Origin of the sequence: Cellulomonas sp. SG140 (assembly GCF_025770785.1) — a bacterium.
Classification (GTDB): domain Bacteria; phylum Actinomycetota; class Actinomycetes; order Actinomycetales; family Cellulomonadaceae; genus Cellulomonas.
Genome location: NZ_JANZLA010000002.1, coordinates 25,356 through 42,630, shown reverse-complemented (window position 1 = coordinate 42,630; position 17,275 = coordinate 25,356). Strand labels below are relative to the sequence as shown.

The following is a 17,275-nucleotide window of genomic DNA, read 5'->3' as shown; positions in this document are numbered from 1 at the left end:
GTCGTCGTGGTGCGTCTGCGTCAGTTCTACGTGGTCGCCGCGTCACTTGCAAGCGGCACTAGCACGTGTCACCCGAAAGAGGGTGCGCGCTGCAGGCGGACCTCGATCGCCCGAGTCGTGTGCAGCGTCAGGACGTCCTCCGACCAGTCGCTCGGATCGGTCAGGACGGCCAGGGCCCCGAGGGCGCCACCGCCGACCATCGGCGTCAGCAGGCGTGCCCGCTCCGCGCTGGCGATCAGCGCCACCGCGTCGGCGGTGCTGTCCACCTCCGTGGTCAGGTGCAGCGTCAGGGTGTCGTTGGCGTCGTCGCCGACGCGCTCGCCCCAGACCTCCCAGCCGTCGCCATCCATCTCCCAGTCGACCTCCGAGTCGCGCAGGAAGTCGCGGAGCTTGGTGATGTTGACGCCCACGTGCAGGATTCGGCTCATCGGTGTGTCTCCCATCTAGAGGCTGTGCAGGTTGGTCAGGACGTCGTTGAGCACGTCCCAGGTCTCGCGCCGCGTGGTGCGGTCGGGATCGTTGGCCCAGGCGTCCGGGCTCACAGGCGCGTCACCTTGACGCCGCCGCGGGGGCCGATCTCCAGCAGGTACGTGCAGGCGTGGGGGCCGTCGACCTCCAGGGCCGTCAGGCCGGTTCGGTCCCGGCGCGCCAGCAGGATGCTCGACCCCTCGGCGACGGCCGGGCACATGAGGTTGTGGCCCTGGGCGCCCTTGACGGCGTAGGACTCTCCCCCGGGCGCCTCGCGCCACTCGGCGACGTGCGGCACCGTCTGCGGCCACAGCGACCCCCGGGCGTAGCGGCCGGCGAGCACCGCCTTGGCGTGCTGCAGGCTGTCGAAGACCTCCGCGTCCGTTGCCCACTCACCCTGCGAGTAGCCAGGGCCCCCCTGCCACAGTCCGACGTACTCGCCGCCGTTGTACCGCGTCATCGTCGTGTCCTTCCGGTTCGAGGTGGTCGGGTCAGGCCGTGGCCGCGAGGTGCGCGCGCCGCTCGTCGGCCGGGCCGTAGGCGAGTCGGATGGCGCTCTGGTGCCGCGAGGTCGAGGAGCTGTAGCGCACGTCCGGGATCACGGCGTCCTCGGTGCCCACGCGCCACGCGATCGGCGTCGCGTAGGACCGGACCACGTAGAAGTCCTGGTGCGTGTCGCGGGCCCGCTGCAGCGCCTCCCGGTACTCGGTGCGCCAGGGCTCCGGCAGGATCCCCGTGGGGCCCGCGTAGGTCTCGTGTCGGCCGGTCAGGTTCGAGGCCAGGAACGCCCAGCCCATCCGGGCCGCGTGGATCGCACCGCGTCGGTTCGTCCGCAGGGTCGCCATCGTCGTCTCACTCTCAGGTTCGGCAGGCTCGTCAGCGGTGGGATGCCAGCCCACCGGACCGGGCGGATGCCCGGTTTCGCCTATGGCGTCACTTGCACGGGCCCGCACACGTGGTTGCCCATCGTGCGGCAGTCCCAGCGGGGGTCGTCCTCCTCGATCCGGGGCGACGGCGTGAGCGCTGCCAGAAGTCCGACCAGCACGCCCACCACCAGGACCCAGGACGTCGCGATCCGTGCGCGGTTCACAGCGAGGTCGTCGCGTACTTGGCGCGGCGCGCGGCACGGCGTGCCAGCGTCTCGGCCTTGGCGTCTGCAGTCGTCTTACGGGTGACGTACGTGCTCATGGTGTCCATCCGTTCTCGTGGTTGGCAGGCTCGTCAGGAGCGGGATGCCAGCCCGCCCGACCGGCCGGAGCCGGTTTCGCCTGGTGTCACTCTAGGTCACGACGTCACCATCGCGCCACTTGCACGTGCGACTAACACCGACTCGCCCCAGGACAGGGCCACGGCGTCCTGCCGGTACTGGTCCGCCAGTTCGGCCAGTTCGAGGCGGAGCTGTGCCTCGCGCACCTCCACCACTCCCAGGAGCGTCACCCGCACGCTCTCCTCCCGGATGCCGTCCCATTCCCCGGCGCCGTAGTGGCGCTCGCACCACCACACGTCCTCGCGGACCGTGCAGCCCTCCAGGATCGCTTCCGCGTCCGTCTGAAAGTCGTCCCATTCCTCCGCTGCCATCGGGACCGTTCCGACGTTCCGTCCCAGCGTTACCGTGACTGCGATCATTGCGGTTCCTGCCATTCGGTAGAGGGTGGTTGGTTACGTGGTGCGCGCCGGATCCGTTCCGGTAGCCACCCGTTACCGACCATTCAAGGTCGGTTAGTGGACGCGCACCGATCGGCTATCGCGCCGACCAAGCGTGTGGGTCGCTGTGTCCGGTCCGACCGCGCGCCCAGTCACTCGGTGCCTGTTCCGGAGCATTCCGGTAGGTGACCTAGTGCCGTTTCGCGCTTGCGACCGGGCCGGTATGGCGACCCTAAGAATCACGATGCACAGCGCTTGTCGGGCGCCGTGACTCACTGCCAGCCGTTCGCGCTACGCGCTTTCGACTGGGCTTTTTCGTCGTCGATCACCGATGCAGCCCGTCCGATTGTCCACGCCCACGAGGAATGCCCTCGCGCCTCGACGCCGATCGTTCGCTGCACCGCCCCCGTACATTTGCGACGCGCTAGGCGCCGCCGTGCTCGTGAGCAGGTGATCGGAAGTAGCGCGGCCAATGCGACCCCCAGCCCGTCCCCGCGACCTGTTCCGCGTGAGGCATTCCCACGCGGCCGGTTTCGCGGGCGGCTTAGGCGCAACCCACGTCCATCGGGCGGTAGCGACATCCCTCGCGGGGGCTTTCCGCCCGGCCTCCCGAACCGCCCCTAGAGGCGATCCGTTCGGCCCGACATGGAAGACAGTACGGGCCCGCGGCACTCTCGCGCAACTTGCACGCGCCACTTTCACCCGTTCGGTGCGTTTGCGCTGGTCAGCGGCTTGTCCTGCAGCGCTGGGCCCCCGTTCCTGCCGCGCGCTGTGCCCAGTGGTGGGCCCTAGGTGGGCCCTGCTGGCACCTGTAGCGGGCCCCCACTACGGCACGCCGTGGCGCTGTGCTGGGCCCTGCTGTGCGCCTGGTCCTGGGCCCTGCTGTGCCGCGCGCTGGGCCCTGCCGTGGGCCCTGCTGTGTGGCGCTGTGCGGGCCGTGCTGGGCCCTGCTGTGCGCCTGCCTATGGGTCGCGCTGTGCGCCTGCCTACAGGCCAGCCGCGCCCATGCCGCGAGGGTTCGGCGCGCGTCCGTTGCGCGCGGCTCGTGAGGGTTGCCGCCGTTCGTGCCGTTGCGTGCCGTTGTGCAGCGCGATGGGCGCTGTGTCCGTTGTGTGGCGCGTTGCGCGCTGTGCGCCGTGTGCCCCGTGCTGCGAGGTACGCCCTGCCCCTGGGGGTATGACCCGATCCGAGAGGCGACGGCGCCCGCTGCGTCTTAGCAGCCGAGCAGCCGCCACGATCAAGGGGTCGATCAGGCAGCGGCGCGCGGGGCGCTGGGCTGGGTGCGGCGGCGGACGTCAGTGCAGCTCAGCCCACTGTTCTGCGCCCTGCGCCGGCTCCTAGTCCCCTGCCGCTGGATCGGGGGCTAACGGGCCTTTCGAGCTGGGGCCCCTGCGGGGCCCACAGCACGCTGCCGCGGGGCCCCTGCGCCTGAGCTGGGCCCCTCCGGGGCCCCCAAGCCTGCGCCTCGACCCTGGTCGCCAGCCGTCCGCCGTCGCCCTAGAGCCTGGGCTGTCGGCTCATCGTGCCGCCGCTGCACCATCACGTGCATGTGACGCACGACACACAAGCAGTCGTTTGTGGAACCTGCTCGGGCTCCGTATTACTAAGTGTAGAGCGCAAGAGCAGGGCGAAAGGGTCCTGGCGTAGACCCCCTTGCGGGGGTCCGCAGAGCGCAACGTCGCTGCACAGCGGCTTGCTCCTAGGAGTAGAGCCAAGACGCTGTAGCTGGCGCCGAACAATGACTCCCCCGGGTTGACGCGGCACTGCCGCATACGTCACCGGGGCCTTTTCCACCCGGGCGCAGGAGGCCACGCGATGCTGAAGCAGCTCCGTAGCGGCCCGCGGTGGGCAACACCTCCCAGGGGGCGATGATGCCGAACTGGGAAGGCAGCGACCGCAAGGAACGCCTGCCGGCCGACTGGGCAGAGCTCAGGCGCCGGGTGCTGCGGCGTGACGGGTACCAGTGCACAGCCATCCGCGACGACGGCGAAGGGCTGCGCTGCCCCGAGCCGGCAACGGACGTCGACCACATCCGGCCTGGCGACGATCACCGCATGTCGAACCTGCGTTCGCTGTGCGGCTGGCACCACCGAAGGAAGTCCTCGGGCGAGGGCGGGCGAGCAAGGGCGCTCGCTCGCAGGCGCTACGAGCGACAGTTCTCCAGAGTCGAGCCGCACCCCGGGCTCCTCTAGGAGAGGGCGCGAACGCGCCCGCCCCGACGCGGGGCGTCGAGCTGTGCTCCCGGCTCCGCCCCGCGTCGTGAACGTCGATGGCTCGTAGCTCAGCTGGTAGAGCGGGTGGCTGTTAACCACCGCGTCGCAGGTTCGAGTCCTGCCGGGCCAGCCATCAAGCCCTTCTAGCTCAGCTGGACTAGAGCACCCGACTCTTAATCGGGGGGTCGAGGGTTCGAGTCCCTCGGAGGGCACGGGGCGTGCAGCTACAGGAGATGGCGGCGCCCATCGCGGCGGGGTAGAGCAGCTGGTAGCTCGCCGGCCTCATAAGCCGGAAGTCGTGGGTTCGAGTCCCACCCCCGCTACATAAACACCCCAGCCTCTTTCACGCAAATGAATGCGCCGAAATGCTGGGGTTTTCGTCTTTCCCGAAAAATCCGCGAACGGCTCGACACGCAACGGCGACGTTCAGCGAGAACAACCCCAACCCGCCCAAGGCGCGCTCCGCGCGCCCCGCCCATCCGGAGGTGAGCGCCGTGCCCACTCCCCGCAAGCGAGAGTCCGAGCTGCAGCGTCCCCGCGATCGGCGTGGTGGCGAGGTGGCGCCCGTGACCAAGGGCGTGCTGCGCGAGGTGACCATCCCCCGCGTCGACCCGGGCTGGCACCCGCGCGCCAAGCGGATCTTCAACGCGCTGAAGACCTCCGGCCAGGCCGACTTCTTCCAGGACAGCGACTGGGCCTTCGCGGTCTTCCTCATGGACGAGGTGACCGCCTACGCGAGCAACACGCGCCGGTCCTCGCAGATGCTGCAGACGATCCTCGACGGCCTCGGCCGGCTCATGCTCACCGAGTCCGACCGGCGCAAGGCCCGCATCGAGCTGGTCACGCCGCCGCAGGAGGAGACCTCCGCCGCGGTCGTCGCGATCGACCAGTACCGCGCTGCCCTCGGGGTGGCGTGAGCGCGCCCAGCGCGATCCCCTTCTACGACATCCCCGACGACGAGCTCTCCGAGGAGCAGCTGCGCCAGAAGTACGCCCCGGTGTGCATCGGGCCGACGTGGCGCAAGAAGCCGGACGGCTCGTGGGATCTGCCCGAGTACACCCTCGGGTGGGAGATCGCCGGCTGGTGCGCCGAGTTCCTCCACGGCCCTGACGGACAGGGGCGCTGGCAGTTCACGCCCGAGCAGCTGCGGTTCGTCCTGTGGTGGTACGCCCTCAACGAGCGAGGCGAGTTCATCTACAGCTCCGGCGTCATGCAGCGCCTGAAGGGGCACGGCAAGGACCCGCTCGCCGCGGTGCTGTGCCTCGTCGAGCTGGTGGGCCCGAGCCGCTTCGACCACTGGGAGCTGGACAAGAAGACCGGCGCCAAGCGCCCGGTCGGCAAGCGGAACCCCGCTGCCTGGGTCCAGATCGCAGCCGTCAACCAGAGCCAGACGCGGAACACCGCGACCCTGTTCCCCTCGATCATGTCGGACCACTTCAAGGCCACGTACGACGTGCGGTCCGGCGCCGAGATCACCTACGCGATGGGCTCGCGTGTCCGCCTCGAAGCGGTCACCAGCTCCTTCCGCGCGCTCGAAGGTGGCCGGTCCAGCTTCATCCTCCTCAACGAGACGCACCACTGGGTCGCCGGCAACAACGGCACCCAGATGTACGACACGATCGTCAACAACGCGACCAAGATGGACGGCCGCTACCTGGCGATCACGAACGCCTACCTGCCCGGCGAGGATTCCGTCGCAGAGCGTTGGCGTGAGGCGTACGACAAGACCGTCGAGGGCAAGCTGGTCGACGTCGGCATGATGTACGACTCGCTCGAAGCACCGGCTCACGCGCCGATGGATCCGAAGGTCCTTCCCGTCATTCTCGACATGGTTCGAGGCGACTCGAAGTGGCTGAAGATCGAGTCGATCATGAAGTCGATCCTCAACGCGACGATCGCCGTTTCGCGCTCCCGGCGCATGTGGCTGAACCAGATCGTCGCCGAGGAGGACGCGCTCTACTCGCAGGCCCAGTGGGATCCGCTGGAGCAGCCCGAGTCGGAGCTCGCCGCTGGCGACGAGATCGTCCTCGGCTTCGACGGTGGCAAGAGCGACGACGCCACGGCGCTGGTCGCCATCCGCGTGCGCGACACCTGCGTGTTCCCGCTCGGGATCTGGGAGAAGCCGGACGGCCCCCAGGGCGACGGCTGGGAGATCGACCGCGAGATGGTCGACTCGGTGGTCCACGAGACGTTCCGCCTCTACGACGTCAAGGGCTTCTACGCCGACGTCGCGCTGTGGGAGTCCTACATCTCCGAATGGGAGAAGGCGTACGGCGACGGCCTGGCCGTCAAGTCCGCGGGCTTCTCCGCAATCGGCTGGGACATGCGTCAGTCGCTGAAGAAGATCACCTTCGCCCACGAGCGGCTCATGCGGACGATCTTCGACCAGAAGCTCTCCCACAACGGGAACAAGACCCTTCGCCGGCACGTGCTCAATGCGCGGCGCCGGTCGAACAACTACGGCATCTCCTTCGGCAAGGAATCGCGCGAGTCGCCCCGCAAGGTCGACGCCTACGCCGCGATGCTCCTCGCCTTCGAGTGCCTCCACGACCTCAACGCCCGCGGCAAGACCGTCAAGAAGAAGACGGGCCGTGGCTACTTCCTCTAGGGGGTGTGAATGGCGAGCCCGCAGAAGCTGGCAGAGCGCCTGCTCGCGATCCTCGATCGCGACGAAGCGCGTCTGAAGCGCATCGACGACTACCTGCACGGCAAGCACGCGGACCCCTACATCCCGCTCAACGCCGACGCCGAGTACCGGCTCCTGGCGCGCCGGGCCGTGTCCAACTGGATGCCGCTCCTGGTCGCCACGCCGGCACAGGCGATGTACGTGGACGGGTTCCGCCGAGGCCACGCGGCCGGTGGCGACTCCCGTCAGTCCGGCGACTCCCCCGAGTGGGGCTACTGGCAGCGCTCGCGCATGGACGCCCGCCAGGCCGCGGTCTACCGCGGTGCGATCAGCTACGGGCACTCCTTCGTGCTGACCGAGAAGCGCAACGGCCACGTCAACTTCCGCGGCCTGAGCGCCCTGCGCACCGCGGCCCTGTTCGTGGACCCGGCCAACGACGAGGACCCGTACGCCGCGCTGACGGTGGAGTTCCCGCTCGTCGGCGAGACCGAGGGCCTGGCCTACCTGTGGGACGACACCTACAAGTACGCGGTGGCCCTGACGCCAGCTGGCCCCAAGGTCAAGGCCGGCGTCCGGCACGGCGCTGACACCTGCCCCGTGACCCGCTTCTCCGCCTCGGTGGACCTGGAGGGTCGCACGGTCGGCGTCATCGAGCCGATGATCCCGCTGCAGGACCGGATCAACCAGACGGTCTTCGACCTGCTGGTGGCCCAGACGTACGGCTCCTTCAAGGTCCGCTACGTCACGGGCATGGCGCCCCCGATCGAGCGCGACGAGAACGGCGACCCGGTGCTCGACGCGGCCGGCAACCCCAAGCCGCTGCCGATCGACCACAACGCGCGCCGGTTCCTGTTCGCCGAGGACGAGGGCGTCAAGTTCGGCTCCCTCGACGAGACGCCGCTCGACGGCTACATCGCCTCGATCGACATGAGCATCCGACACCTGGCCTCGGTCTCCCAGACCCCGCCGCACCACCTGCTCGGGCAGATCGCGAACATCTCCGCTGAGGCACTGGCCGCAGCCGAGACCGCGCTCAGCCGCAAGGTGGAGGAGTTCCGCAAGGGCTTCGGCGAGTCGTGGGAGCGGGTCTTCCGCCTCGCGGCGCGCCTGAACGGCGACGAGACCAACGCCGAGAACTTCTCCGGCGAGGTCGTCTGGCGCGACATGGAGCAGCGTTCGCTCGCTCAGTCCGCGGACGCCCTGGGCAAGCTCGCCGACCAGCTCGGCATCCCCAAGCGCGGCCTGTGGCCGCGCGTGCCGGGCGTCACCCAGGTCGAGCTCGACGACTGGAACGCGATGCACACCGAGGACGACTCGCAGGGCTCGCTCGCTGCAGCGATCTCCAAGGCCGGCTTCGGGGGGCTCGGCGCTGACACCGGCCCGACGCTGGCGGCGGCGTGACCACCGCGGCGCGGGCGGCTGAGGCCGACGCTGCCGCACTGAGCTTCCAGGCCGCGCTCGCCAAGACCGGCACGCAGACCGCCATCAAGGTGCTCGTGCTGTGGCAGTCGCTGGCGTCCAACGCCCAGGCCCGAGAGCGCACGGCGTGGCTGGCCCAGGTGGTCAACCTCGTCATGGCGCGACGCTCGGCCACGCACGACCTCGCCGTCGCCTACTACCGGCTGGCGCGGGCCCTGCGCCTGGACGAGACGGTGCCCAAGCCCGGCGCGGCCGGCGCCGCAGAGGCGACGTTCGACGAGCTGCGCCGCGAGTTCCGGCTGCTGGTCGAAGCGACTGGCGCGCCGGCACCCGGCAAGCAAGCGCCCGGCCTGGACAAGGCCGTGGTGCGGATCGACCAGAAGCTCACGCAGCTGCTGGAGCTGACCGACGCGATCGAGCGCCAGGCACAGCGGGAAGCGGCGGTCACCCTGGCGGCGACCGGCCCTGACCGGCTGACCAAGAAGCTCGACGAGCTCGACACCACACAGCCCGCGGACACCGTGGACAAGGCGCGCCAGGATGCGCGCGACGTCACCGGGGCCGAGGTGGCTGCCACCGCCGACCGCATCGTGCGGGACGGCGGACGCAACGCCGTCTTCGAGGCGATCGCCAAGGACCCCAAGGCGATCGGCTGGGCGCGCGTGAGCGACGGAAACCCGTGCCACTTCTGCGCGATGCTCATTTCGCGCGGCGCGGTCTACAAGTCCGAGAAGTCCGCCAAGTTCGCCATCTACGGCGACGGGGACAAGTACCACAACAACTGCGGCTGCACCGTCGTCCCGATCTTCAACAAGGGCGACGACAACGGTGAGGCATTCGCCGAGAACCGCCACTACGCGCAGGTGTGGAAGGACTTCCAGAAGTACGACGGCGACCTGGGAAATGGAGACATCTACTCCCAGTGGCGCCGTTACCTCGCACTGACCAAGCGCACCGCCAGGAGCGGTGACACCAAGACCGCCCAGGAGGCGTCCGCATGATCCGCACACTCGCCAACCCCCGACTCCGCTTCATCGCCACCGACGACGGTGAAGGCGGCGGCTCGACCGAGGAGGCGCCGGCCGCTGAGGCGACCGAGACGTCCGCCGAGGAGACCGGCACCGAGCAGGAGCCGGCCGAGGGCGAGGAGAGCGGCAAGGACGCCGCCTGGCTCACCACCGAGCTGAACCGCGTGCGGCGCGAGAGCGCCAACTACCGCACCCAGCTCCGCGCCGCGCAGGACGCCCTCTCGAAGGCCAAGAGCCCCGAGGAGTACGAGGCCGCGGTCAAGGAGCTGTCCGACAAGCTCGCCGCCAGCGAGACGGCCCTCGTGAGGGAGCGCGTCGCGACGGCACACAAGCTGCCCGCCGAGCTCGCCGCTCGCCTGGTCGGCACGACCGAGGAGGAGCTGGTCGCGGACGCCAAGGCGCTCGCCAAGCTCATCGCCGCGCCGGCCGTCGAGACCGACCCGGCCAAGCTCCGCGGCGGGCTGGACCCGAGCGACGACGACGACGCCTTCGACCCGGTGGCGACAGCGCGCAAGGCGCGCACCTCGCGGTACTGATCCACACCTTTCCCCCATGCGGCTGCGTGCAAGTGACGCGGCAGTCGCGCCACTAGCCCCTGGAGGCATGAAGCATGGTCCACCAGATCGTCAAGCCCGAGAAGATCGCCGCCACCGCCGCGGTGCTCCTGGAGCAGTCCCTCACGGTCCCGGCCGTGTTCCAGCGCGAGGGCATCGACCAGTACAAGGGTGCCGAGGACGACACCATCAACGTCACCGTCGAGGGCGTCCTGCCCTTCCGGACCTACGGGTGGCGCAACGACCGCTCCAGCTCGATCGTCTTCGACGAGTACAAGGAGCGGAAGGTGCCCGTCACCTTCGGTGGCGACGCCTACAACGCCGTCCGCCTGACCGACGAGCAGAACGACTTCGACCTGAAGGGCTGGACGAAGCTCGCGCGCAAGCAGACCGAGGCGCTCGCCAAGGGCCTGAACTTCGAGGCGGCGGACTACCTGTCCAAGGCGCAGTACGACGTCGTGCTCGGCGTGCCGGAGTACGCGATGCGCTGGGCCCTGATCCGCGCCCGCGCCATGCTCAACCGCCTGCAGGCGCCGGGCACGCGCCGGACCCTGCTGGTCGGCACCGACTGGGAGTCCACGCTCCTGGAGGACGAGAAGCTCAACCTCGCCCAGAACGTCGGTGAGTCCGAGGCCGTCAGTGCCCTGCGCGACGCGAGCCTGGGTCGGCGCTACGGCTTCGACATCGTGGTGGCCCAGGAGATCGACCCGACCGACGCCTTCGCGCTGGTCGACTCGGCGTTCATCTTCGCCAACGGCGCCCCGAGCGTCCCGCAGTCCGTGCCCTTCGGCGCCACCTCGTCCTACGAGGGCGTGGCGCTGCGGTGGCTGCGCGACTACGAGACCGAGAAGATGCGCGACCGGTCGGTGTTCAACACCTACCGCGGCTTCCGCAACGTGCGGGACGTCCTGGTCGGCCGCGACCCGAACACGAAGCAGGCGTTCGTGGGCGACTTCGACCACTTCGTGCGCGCGATCAAGCTGGAGCTGACGCCCGACAAGGCGTCCGCGACGGCAGCGACGGTCGTCCCGAAGGTGACGGCCGGCACCACCGAGGCGGAGAAGCGGGCCACCGAGCTCGCGACGATCACCGGGGTCAAGGCCCCGACGATCCCGGACGCGCCGACCGCGTGACCCCATGAGCCGGGGGCTGGGCACTGAGCCTGGCCCCCGGCTCGCCCCATGAGAGGAGGACCGCATGGAGCCCTTCGCGACCGTCGCAGAGCTCGCCAAGCGCCTCGATTGGGAGCTCTCCCCCGAGGAGCTGGACCAGGCCGAGGGCGCGCTCGACGACGCCTCGATGCTGGTGCGAGCCCACGGCAAGAGCTGGCCCACCGCGGCCGAGGCGCCGCACATCGCCAAGACCATCACCCTGTCCGCGGCCAAGCGCTACATGGCGAACCCGGACGGCTACACCCAGTCGCGAGCTGGCGACGAGACGCTGGCCTGGGACCAGCAGGGCGAGAACGCCGGCACCGTCTACCTGACCGCCGCCGAGATCAAGCTGCTCACGCGGCTGGTCCGGCCCAACGCGCTCACGTCCGCCGTCGTCGTGGCGTACGGCCCGACCAAGACGCTGCCGACCGTGGGCATGGTCCCTACGGACGCGACGCCCTTCCCGTACTTCGCTGATCCGGTGGGCCCCTGGTGAGCCTGCAGCGGCGGCGGGGGCAGAAGGCCATCGTCTACGCCCTCGCCAAGATCACCGACAACCGCGGCAACGTGGTGCTGAAGGTCGACGAGACTCGCCCCATCGAGGTGCGCGCGGCGTTCATCCCGCAGCGCTCCTCGAAGGCGGAGGTGCCCGGCCAGCAGACCATCGACGTCTACCGGATGCTCGTCGACCCCAACATCCCCGACGTCTACGTCTGGAACCGGGTGCTGTGGAACGGCCGGGAGTGGGACGTCGTGGCGCCGCCCGCGATCCGCTACGGCACGCGCCGCACGCGGCACCAGTCCGTCGACATCCGAGAGCGGCCGAACGCGGCCGGCGAGGGGGTGTGACGGTGGCTCTCGTCTACAAGGTCGTCAACGGCCAGAAGATCGAGCGGCTGATCGCCCGTCTCGACGTCGTGCAGAGCGAGCTCACCCGAGTGGCGAATGAGCGGGCCGCGATCGCGCGCTCCGTGCTGGCTGCCCACGTCGACCAGGGCCACTCCGAGATCCTGGTCGAGAAGGGCACGATCGACCGCTACGTCATCCTCAGCGACGACCGCGGCTACGGCGCCGCGCGCTCGATCGAGTTCGGCGCCGACTACATCGACAAGCACGGCAACATCCGCCACTCCAAGCCGGTGCGTGCACTCGGCAAGGCATTCGGATGGGCGGAGGGCTGACGATGGCGACCCCGAACCTGCCCGCATCCGTCCTGAGCCGGCTAGAGCTCAGCCCGATCGAGGACTTCATGCTCGCGCTCCTGCGCGAGGACTTCCCCGACATCCCGATCTACTCGCTGATCCCCAAGACCCCGACGTTCCCGTTCATCGTGGTGCGCCGCGGTCACCGCATGGGCGGCTGGAACGGCGACCCCCGCTTCACCGACGCAGCCCTGGTGGAGCTGCAGGTGTTCGCCCAGGACCCTGACGGCGACGAGGCCGCAGCCCTGATCTCCGAGGCCGTCCGCGTCGCTCTGCGTGACGCCTGGCTCTCGCACCGGGTCATCCCCGGCCGCGGTTCCGTCATCGAGATCACGATGACCGAGGAGCCCAGCCGCGTCACCGACTGGGCCACGTCCTCGGGCCCCGTCCAGTTCGCCGACCTGCCGTCCGGCGTCTGGCGCTACGAGACGCACTACCTCGTCTCGATCCGCAAGGAGCGCTGAGCTCCAGCCCCCACCCGCAGCCCCGCCGCGCTCCCTGCGCCGCGGGGCTTCTTCATGCCCCGACGAACCTAGGAGGCCCCGGCGATGGCGCTGAACGACAACGCGACGCTGGTCATCAACACCGGCAACTACTTCACCGCGGAGCCCGGCACCGTGCTCCCGACCGACCTGACGGCGATCCCGACCGGCACGTGGGAGAGCATCGGCCACACCTCGCTGCAGGACGTGTTCTCCCAGGACACCTCCGGTGGCGACGTGACGGTGCTCGGCACGCTGCAGAACAAGACGCTGCGCACCTCGCGCACCACGAAGGTCGACACCTTCACGGTCACCGTCCAGCAGTTCGACAAGCCGACCCTGAAGCTCTACTACGGCTCGAACGCCGTGGAGAACGCGGACGGCACCCTCGGCGTGCCGCAGAACCCGGTCCCGACCGTCAAGGCGTTCCTGGCCGTGTTCGTGGACGGCACCAACGTCTTCGCGATCTACGTCCCGAAGGCGGAGATCCTCGGCTCGGACACCATCGCGTTCTCCGACACGGAGTCGCTGGCCGGCCTGCCGCTCTCGATCACCCCGCTGGTGCACGGCACCAACTCCTTCGCCTACGCGGTCACCCCGCTCGGCACGATCGCGCCCTGACGGGCGCCTAGCACCACTCCCCCCGCGCTGTGATGCGGACCCGGCGCGGGGGGAGTCGCCACCCCTGGCGAGCACGTAGGTCCGCTCCCCCTGTTCACCCACACCTGGAGGTCCGCAACCCCATGTCCACCATGACGCTCGACGACATCCGCGCCGCCGCTGAGGCCAAGTACGGCTCCTTCGACGTGGAGCTGGACGGCTCGACCGTCCGCCTCGTCAACCCGCTGCGCATGACCAAGGCCAAGCGCAAGGCCGTCCTCGACCTGCAGAGCAAGCTCAACGACGAGGGCAGCGACCAGGAGGAGCTCCTGGGTGAGCTGATCGTCGCCGTGGCGGAGAACCCGAGCGCCGGCAAGGCCCTCGTGAAGTCCATCGGCGGCGACCTGGCGATGCTGGCGGTCCTGTTCGAGGGCTACTCCCAGCAGGTCCAGGTGGGGGAAGCCTCGGCCTCTGCGAGCTGATCGACAAGTACGGCGCGGGGCTCTACGCCGACCTCCGCTTCTACTACGGCATCGACCTAGCAGAAGTGATCGACGGTCGCGGACCGGCCCCGCGCCTTCTCGTCTCGCTCGTGCAGAGGCTGCCCGACGACAGCATGACCACCGCCTTGGCGCAGGGCGGCGCCGAGAACCTCGGGTGGGGCATCGACCGCCACCTGCTTGCCAGCGTCTACGACGCGATCAACACGAACACCAAGGCCACGGGAATGTGGGAAAAGGGCAAGGCGCCCAAGTTCAAGCCATTCCCCCGGCCGGCTGACAAGGCCGAGAAGAAGACTCCTCAGACCGTTGCCGGTCTGTTCGCAAAGATGCACCGGAGGTAGGCATGGCAAAGAACAGCGTCGTCGTCGGCAAGGTCTCCGTCAAGGTGGTCCCCGACACCGCGGACTTTGCCAGCGACCTGCGCAACGACCTGCGCAAGATCGAGAAGTCGGTCCAGCGCATTCGGGTCGGTCTCGACCTCGACGACACGGGCCTTCGCACGAAGCTGAACGCCGCGATCGACGAGGCCGAGCGCACCGCCAAGTCCATCACCATCAAGGTGAACCAGGACTCCTTCGCCTCGGTGCAGAACGCGATCGCCGACATCGACCGTCAGCTGCAGAAGATCGACGAGGTGGACGTTCACGTCGCCCTCAACAAGGCCGACCTGCAGGCGACGAAGGCGCAGCTGGAGGAGCTGCGCAAGAACACCACGATGGACCTGAAGGTCGACTTCAACGACATCGAGTCCGTGCGCGCGGCGTCCAAGCGCCTGGGCAAGGAGCTGGCGGATCTCGCCGCAGTCGACGTGCCCGTGAAGATGAACCGCTTCGACATGGAGCGGATGAAGCACGAGCTCGACAACATCGTCGATGACTACGACGGCAAGAAGCTGGAGTTCCAGGCCGCGGTCGACGCAGCCAAGGCTCGCGCCGAGCTCGCGCTGCTGAACCGGCGCCGCTACACCGAGATCGTCGTCAACCTGAACAAGAAGTCCGCCGCCAAGGTCGCCACCGCGCTGGCCGCTCTCTCCGGCAGCCGAATGATCGGCGACATGGTGAAGGACTGGGGCGACTGGCTGTCGAACCTGGACAAGGCCGTCCCCAAGCTCGGCGCCGTGGCGCTGGGCATTGCCGGCGTCGCCGGCTGGGGCCTTTCCGCGTCGAGCAACCTGTTCGCCCTGTCGTCCTCGCTGGCGCAGATCGGACCGGCAGCCCTCGCCCTCCCCGGCATTTTCGGCGGAATGGCTATCGGCGTCATCGCCTCGGCCGTCGCCCTGAAGGACTTCAACAAGTACGTCCCCGACTTCGCGATCGGCCTGGGCCGCGCGACCAAGGCCGGGGCAGCCTGGAAGCAGCTGCAGGACTCGATGTCCGCGAACTTCTGGGCCAAGGCCGCAGCTCCGATCAAGGAGCTCATCAACTCCCTGTTCCCGCAGGTGGCCGCGGGCATGAAGGACATCTCCACGAGCCTCGGCACGTGGTTCGGCGGTCTCGCCAAGGGACTGAAGGGCGCGCTCAACGGCGAGCTCGCCGGCATGTTCAAGGACCTCAGCGACTCCATCGTCATCGCCGAGAAGGGCACCGCGAGCCTCACCGGCATCATCGCGACCCTCGGCAAGGTCGGCGCCGGCTACCTGCCGCGCCTGGCGACGTGGTTCGTCTCGATCACCGACCGCTTCGACGCCTTCCTGACGAAGGCGCAGGAGGACGGCCGGCTGCAGAGCTGGCTCGACGTCGCGATCTTCAACTTCACCGAGCTCGGCCGGCTCATCGGCCAGGCGGGTGGCATCCTCGCCGGCCTCGGCCGGGCAGCGGAGGCCGCAGGCGGCTCCACGATCTCGATGGTCGCCGACACGCTGGAGCGGATCCACGCGGCGGTCGACACCCCGGCCTTCCAGACCGGGATGACCAAGGCGCTGCAGGCCGCGCACGAGGCGATGTACGCCATCGGGCACATCTCCGGCCCTGCGATCGAGAAGCTGTTCGTCGCCCTGACGGACACCTTCGACAAGATCATGAACAGCGCCGGTCCGGCGATCGGCACGCTGCTGCGCGACATCGCGAACGCCCTGGCGTCCGCCGCGCTGCAGGACGGGCTCGTGAGCCTGTTCGACTCCCTGCTGACGGCGGTCGACCTGCTCACCCCGGCGTGGCAGCCGCTGGCCGACATCATCGGCGCGGTCGCCGTCGTCGTGGGGCACCTCGCTGAGGCGTTCGCCCCGCTGGTCACGACCCTGCTGCAGGCCGTCTCGCCGGCACTGGTGGGGCTGCTCAACGGCCTCATGCCCGTCGTGGACATCCTGTCCGTTGGCCTGACCAACGCGATCGCCGCCCTGGCGCCCGCGCTTGGGCCGCTGGTCGACGCGACCACGACGCTCCTGGCAGCGATCGCCGGGCCCATCGCCCAGATCCTGCCGGTGCTCGCGACCGCGATCGCTGACATCGCCGTGGCGCTGGCCCCCGTGGCTCAGTCGCTCGCGCCGATGCTGGCCGACGCGCTCGGGCTGTGGGCCGGCGTACTGGTCCAGGTTCTGCCGATGGTCGCCGACCTGGCGACGATGTTCCTGGAGAGCCTGTACCCGATCCTGCCGCAGCTGACGCAGCAGTTCTCGGACCTGATCGACCAGCTGACCCCGCAGATCCCGCTCCTGCTGGAGAACGCCAAGGCGGGCCTGGAGCTCGCGACGCAGCTCACGCCCCTGGCGATGAAGCTCGTGCCGCTCCTGACCCAGGCGATGAGCGTGATGCTCCCGGTGATCGTCTTCGTGTCGCAGGCGCTCAACTCCCAGCTCATCCCGATGCTGGCAGCTGGCGCCAAGGTGATCGAGAACGTCTACCAGAAGGCTCAGGAGGCCGGCGCCGGCTTCCGTCGCTTCGGCGAGGACATCGGCGGCGCGATCTCCAGCGCCTCGAACGTGCTCGAAGGCTTCCGGAACGTCGTCGATGTCATCTTCCGCGACGTCGGCAGCTGGCTGACCAACTCCGGTCGCTCGCTGATCGACGGCTTCACACAGGGCATCCGCGACCGCGCGGCTTCTGCCAAGGCGATGGTCTCCGGCGTCCTGTCGGACATCCGGAAGCTGTTCCCGTTCAGCCCCGCCAAGGAGGGCCCGTTCTCGGGCAAGGGCTGGGTCCTGTACTCGGGAATGTCGATCGCGGACGCGATGGCAGACGGCATTCAGGCCCGCGCGAACAACGCGGTGCAGGCCGCTCGCCAGATGGCCGAGGAAACGCACGCGGCGCTTAGCGGCGCCGAGAGCTCCTCGCTGCTCATTCGTCAGAACAACCTCACCTACTACGCGGCGCAGAACAACTCCCTCTCTGCCGAGGAGGACCTGTTTGCAGCTGCAGACCGAGGAAGGATGGTGGGCTTCTAATGC

At 69.2% G+C, this 17,275-nt stretch carries 20 protein-coding genes, 3 tRNA genes and 2 other RNA genes; 18 read left to right on the top strand and 7 right to left on the bottom strand.

All coding sequences use genetic code 11. The annotated features are described in order from the left end of the window. Positions 1 to 68: 68 nt before the first annotated feature. The 7 genes from N0B34_RS03880 to N0B34_RS03850 form a co-directional block, all read right to left on the bottom strand. Positions 69 to 428, bottom strand: a complete 360-nt coding sequence (locus N0B34_RS03880; RefSeq protein WP_263729981.1) for a hypothetical protein — start codon at positions 426 to 428, stop codon at positions 69 to 71. Positions 429 to 538: 110 nt separating this feature from the next. After that, the gene (locus N0B34_RS03875) at positions 539 to 928 is read right to left on the bottom strand and encodes a hypothetical protein (RefSeq protein WP_263729979.1); all 390 of its coding nucleotides are present in this window, start codon (positions 926 to 928) and stop codon (positions 539 to 541) included. A gap of 31 nt (positions 929 to 959) precedes the next feature. Continuing rightward, positions 960 to 1,313, bottom strand: a complete 354-nt coding sequence (locus N0B34_RS03870) for a hypothetical protein (protein WP_263729978.1) — start codon at positions 1,311 to 1,313, stop codon at positions 960 to 962. A gap of 17 nt (positions 1,314 to 1,330) precedes the next feature. After that, positions 1,331 to 1,395, bottom strand: an RNA gene (locus tag N0B34_RS03865) — hammerhead ribozyme type II. Continuing rightward, the gene (locus tag N0B34_RS03860; RefSeq protein ID WP_263729976.1) at positions 1,394 to 1,558 is read right to left on the bottom strand and encodes a hypothetical protein; all 165 of its coding nucleotides are present in this window, start codon (positions 1,556 to 1,558) and stop codon (positions 1,394 to 1,396) included. Before N0B34_RS03860 ends, N0B34_RS03865 begins: the two co-directional genes overlap by 2 nt. Positions 1,559 to 1,675: 117 nt before the next feature. Continuing rightward, positions 1,676 to 1,738, bottom strand: an RNA gene (locus tag N0B34_RS03855) — hammerhead ribozyme type II. A 14-nt stretch (positions 1,739 to 1,752) separates the two neighbouring features. Beyond that, positions 1,753 to 2,094 carry a hypothetical protein gene (locus N0B34_RS03850; RefSeq protein ID WP_263729975.1) on the bottom strand — a complete coding sequence of 114 codons (342 nt, stop codon included), beginning with the start codon at positions 2,092 to 2,094 and terminating at the stop codon, positions 1,753 to 1,755. Positions 2,095 to 3,956: 1,862 nt separating this feature from the next. On the opposite strand from N0B34_RS03850, the gene N0B34_RS03845 reads away from it, so the two are divergent. The 18 genes from N0B34_RS03845 (at position 3,957) to N0B34_RS03760 (ending at position 17,272) form a co-directional block, all read left to right on the top strand. Continuing rightward, the gene (locus N0B34_RS03845) at positions 3,957 to 4,304 is read left to right on the top strand and encodes an HNH endonuclease (RefSeq protein ID WP_263729974.1); all 348 of its coding nucleotides are present in this window, start codon (positions 3,957 to 3,959) and stop codon (positions 4,302 to 4,304) included. A 78-nt stretch (positions 4,305 to 4,382) separates the two neighbouring features. Further along, positions 4,383 to 4,458 (top strand) — tRNA-Asn (locus tag N0B34_RS03840). Positions 4,459 to 4,462: 4 nt separating this feature from the next. Beyond that, a tRNA-Lys gene (locus tag N0B34_RS03835) sits at positions 4,463 to 4,537 on the top strand. Positions 4,538 to 4,575: 38 nt separating this feature from the next. After that, a tRNA-Met gene (locus N0B34_RS03830) sits at positions 4,576 to 4,648 on the top strand. A 171-nt stretch (positions 4,649 to 4,819) separates the two neighbouring features. Continuing rightward, a complete protein-coding gene (locus N0B34_RS03825; RefSeq protein ID WP_263729972.1) occupies positions 4,820 to 5,242 on the top strand; it encodes a hypothetical protein in 423 nt (140 codons plus the stop codon). After that, entirely contained in the window at positions 5,239 to 6,933 is a 1,695-nt protein-coding gene (locus N0B34_RS03820; protein ID WP_263729971.1) for a phage terminase family protein, read from the top strand. Before N0B34_RS03825 ends, N0B34_RS03820 begins: the two co-directional genes overlap by 4 nt. A 9-nt stretch (positions 6,934 to 6,942) precedes the next feature. Beyond that, complete coding sequence (locus tag N0B34_RS03815) at positions 6,943 to 8,352, top strand: phage portal protein (RefSeq protein WP_263729970.1); 1,410 nt, start codon at positions 6,943 to 6,945, stop codon at positions 8,350 to 8,352. Continuing rightward, positions 8,349 to 9,371, top strand: a complete 1,023-nt coding sequence (locus N0B34_RS03810; protein WP_263729969.1) for a hypothetical protein — start codon at positions 8,349 to 8,351, stop codon at positions 9,369 to 9,371. The genes N0B34_RS03815 and N0B34_RS03810 overlap by 4 nt, the downstream gene beginning before the upstream one ends. Then, the gene (locus tag N0B34_RS03805) at positions 9,368 to 9,934 is read left to right on the top strand and encodes a hypothetical protein (protein ID WP_263729968.1); all 567 of its coding nucleotides are present in this window, start codon (positions 9,368 to 9,370) and stop codon (positions 9,932 to 9,934) included. Before N0B34_RS03810 ends, N0B34_RS03805 begins: the two co-directional genes overlap by 4 nt. A 74-nt stretch (positions 9,935 to 10,008) precedes the next feature. Beyond that, on the top strand, positions 10,009 to 11,085 hold the full coding sequence (locus N0B34_RS03800; protein ID WP_263729967.1) for a hypothetical protein: 1,077 nt from the start codon (positions 10,009 to 10,011) through the stop codon (positions 11,083 to 11,085). A gap of 64 nt (positions 11,086 to 11,149) precedes the next feature. Continuing rightward, positions 11,150 to 11,602: a hypothetical protein gene (locus N0B34_RS03795; RefSeq protein WP_263729966.1), complete on the top strand. Its 453-nt coding sequence runs from the start codon at positions 11,150 to 11,152 to the stop codon at positions 11,600 to 11,602. Next, on the top strand, positions 11,599 to 11,955 hold the full coding sequence (locus N0B34_RS03790; RefSeq protein WP_263729965.1) for a hypothetical protein: 357 nt from the start codon (positions 11,599 to 11,601) through the stop codon (positions 11,953 to 11,955). The genes N0B34_RS03795 and N0B34_RS03790 overlap by 4 nt, the downstream gene beginning before the upstream one ends. A 2-nt stretch (positions 11,956 to 11,957) precedes the next feature. Continuing rightward, positions 11,958 to 12,287 carry a DUF5403 family protein gene (locus tag N0B34_RS03785; RefSeq protein WP_263729964.1) on the top strand — a complete coding sequence of 110 codons (330 nt, stop codon included), beginning with the start codon at positions 11,958 to 11,960 and terminating at the stop codon, positions 12,285 to 12,287. A gap of 2 nt (positions 12,288 to 12,289) precedes the next feature. After that, positions 12,290 to 12,772 carry a hypothetical protein gene (locus tag N0B34_RS03780; RefSeq protein ID WP_263729962.1) on the top strand — a complete coding sequence of 161 codons (483 nt, stop codon included), beginning with the start codon at positions 12,290 to 12,292 and terminating at the stop codon, positions 12,770 to 12,772. Positions 12,773 to 12,856: 84 nt separating this feature from the next. Next, positions 12,857 to 13,411, top strand: a complete 555-nt coding sequence (locus N0B34_RS03775) for a hypothetical protein (protein ID WP_263729960.1) — start codon at positions 12,857 to 12,859, stop codon at positions 13,409 to 13,411. A 122-nt stretch (positions 13,412 to 13,533) separates the two neighbouring features. Next, positions 13,534 to 13,872, top strand: a complete 339-nt coding sequence (locus N0B34_RS03770) for a phage tail assembly protein (protein WP_263729959.1) — start codon at positions 13,534 to 13,536, stop codon at positions 13,870 to 13,872. A gap of 110 nt (positions 13,873 to 13,982) precedes the next feature. Continuing rightward, on the top strand, positions 13,983 to 14,234 hold the full coding sequence (locus N0B34_RS03765) for a hypothetical protein (protein WP_263729958.1): 252 nt from the start codon (positions 13,983 to 13,985) through the stop codon (positions 14,232 to 14,234). A gap of 2 nt (positions 14,235 to 14,236) precedes the next feature. After that, complete coding sequence (locus N0B34_RS03760) at positions 14,237 to 17,272, top strand: hypothetical protein (protein WP_263729956.1); 3,036 nt, start codon at positions 14,237 to 14,239, stop codon at positions 17,270 to 17,272. The last annotated feature ends 3 nt before the right edge of the window (positions 17,273 to 17,275 follow it).

Excerpts from the sequence above, each read along its gene's own strand:
- N0B34_RS03880 (WP_263729981.1), bottom strand. The coding sequence starts at position 428 with ATGAGCCGAATCCTGCACGTGGGCGTCAACATCACCAAGCTCCGCGAC.
- N0B34_RS03875 (WP_263729979.1), bottom strand. The coding sequence starts at position 928 with ATGACGCGGTACAACGGCGGCGAGTACGTCGGACTGTGGCAGGGGGGC.
- N0B34_RS03870 (WP_263729978.1), bottom strand. The coding sequence starts at position 1,313 with ATGGCGACCCTGCGGACGAACCGACGCGGTGCGATCCACGCGGCCCGG.
- N0B34_RS03850 (WP_263729975.1), bottom strand. The coding sequence starts at position 2,094 with ATGATCGCAGTCACGGTAACGCTGGGACGGAACGTCGGAACGGTCCCG.
- N0B34_RS03815 (WP_263729970.1), top strand. The coding sequence starts at position 6,943 with ATGGCGAGCCCGCAGAAGCTGGCAGAGCGCCTGCTCGCGATCCTCGAT.
- N0B34_RS03805 (WP_263729968.1), top strand. The coding sequence starts at position 9,368 with ATGATCCGCACACTCGCCAACCCCCGACTCCGCTTCATCGCCACCGAC.
- N0B34_RS03800 (WP_263729967.1), top strand. The coding sequence starts at position 10,009 with ATGGTCCACCAGATCGTCAAGCCCGAGAAGATCGCCGCCACCGCCGCG.
- N0B34_RS03795 (WP_263729966.1), top strand. The coding sequence starts at position 11,150 with ATGGAGCCCTTCGCGACCGTCGCAGAGCTCGCCAAGCGCCTCGATTGG.
- N0B34_RS03780 (WP_263729962.1), top strand. The coding sequence starts at position 12,290 with ATGGCGACCCCGAACCTGCCCGCATCCGTCCTGAGCCGGCTAGAGCTC.
- N0B34_RS03775 (WP_263729960.1), top strand. The coding sequence starts at position 12,857 with ATGGCGCTGAACGACAACGCGACGCTGGTCATCAACACCGGCAACTAC.
- N0B34_RS03770 (WP_263729959.1), top strand. The coding sequence starts at position 13,534 with ATGTCCACCATGACGCTCGACGACATCCGCGCCGCCGCTGAGGCCAAG.
- N0B34_RS03760 (WP_263729956.1), top strand. The coding sequence starts at position 14,237 with ATGGCAAAGAACAGCGTCGTCGTCGGCAAGGTCTCCGTCAAGGTGGTC.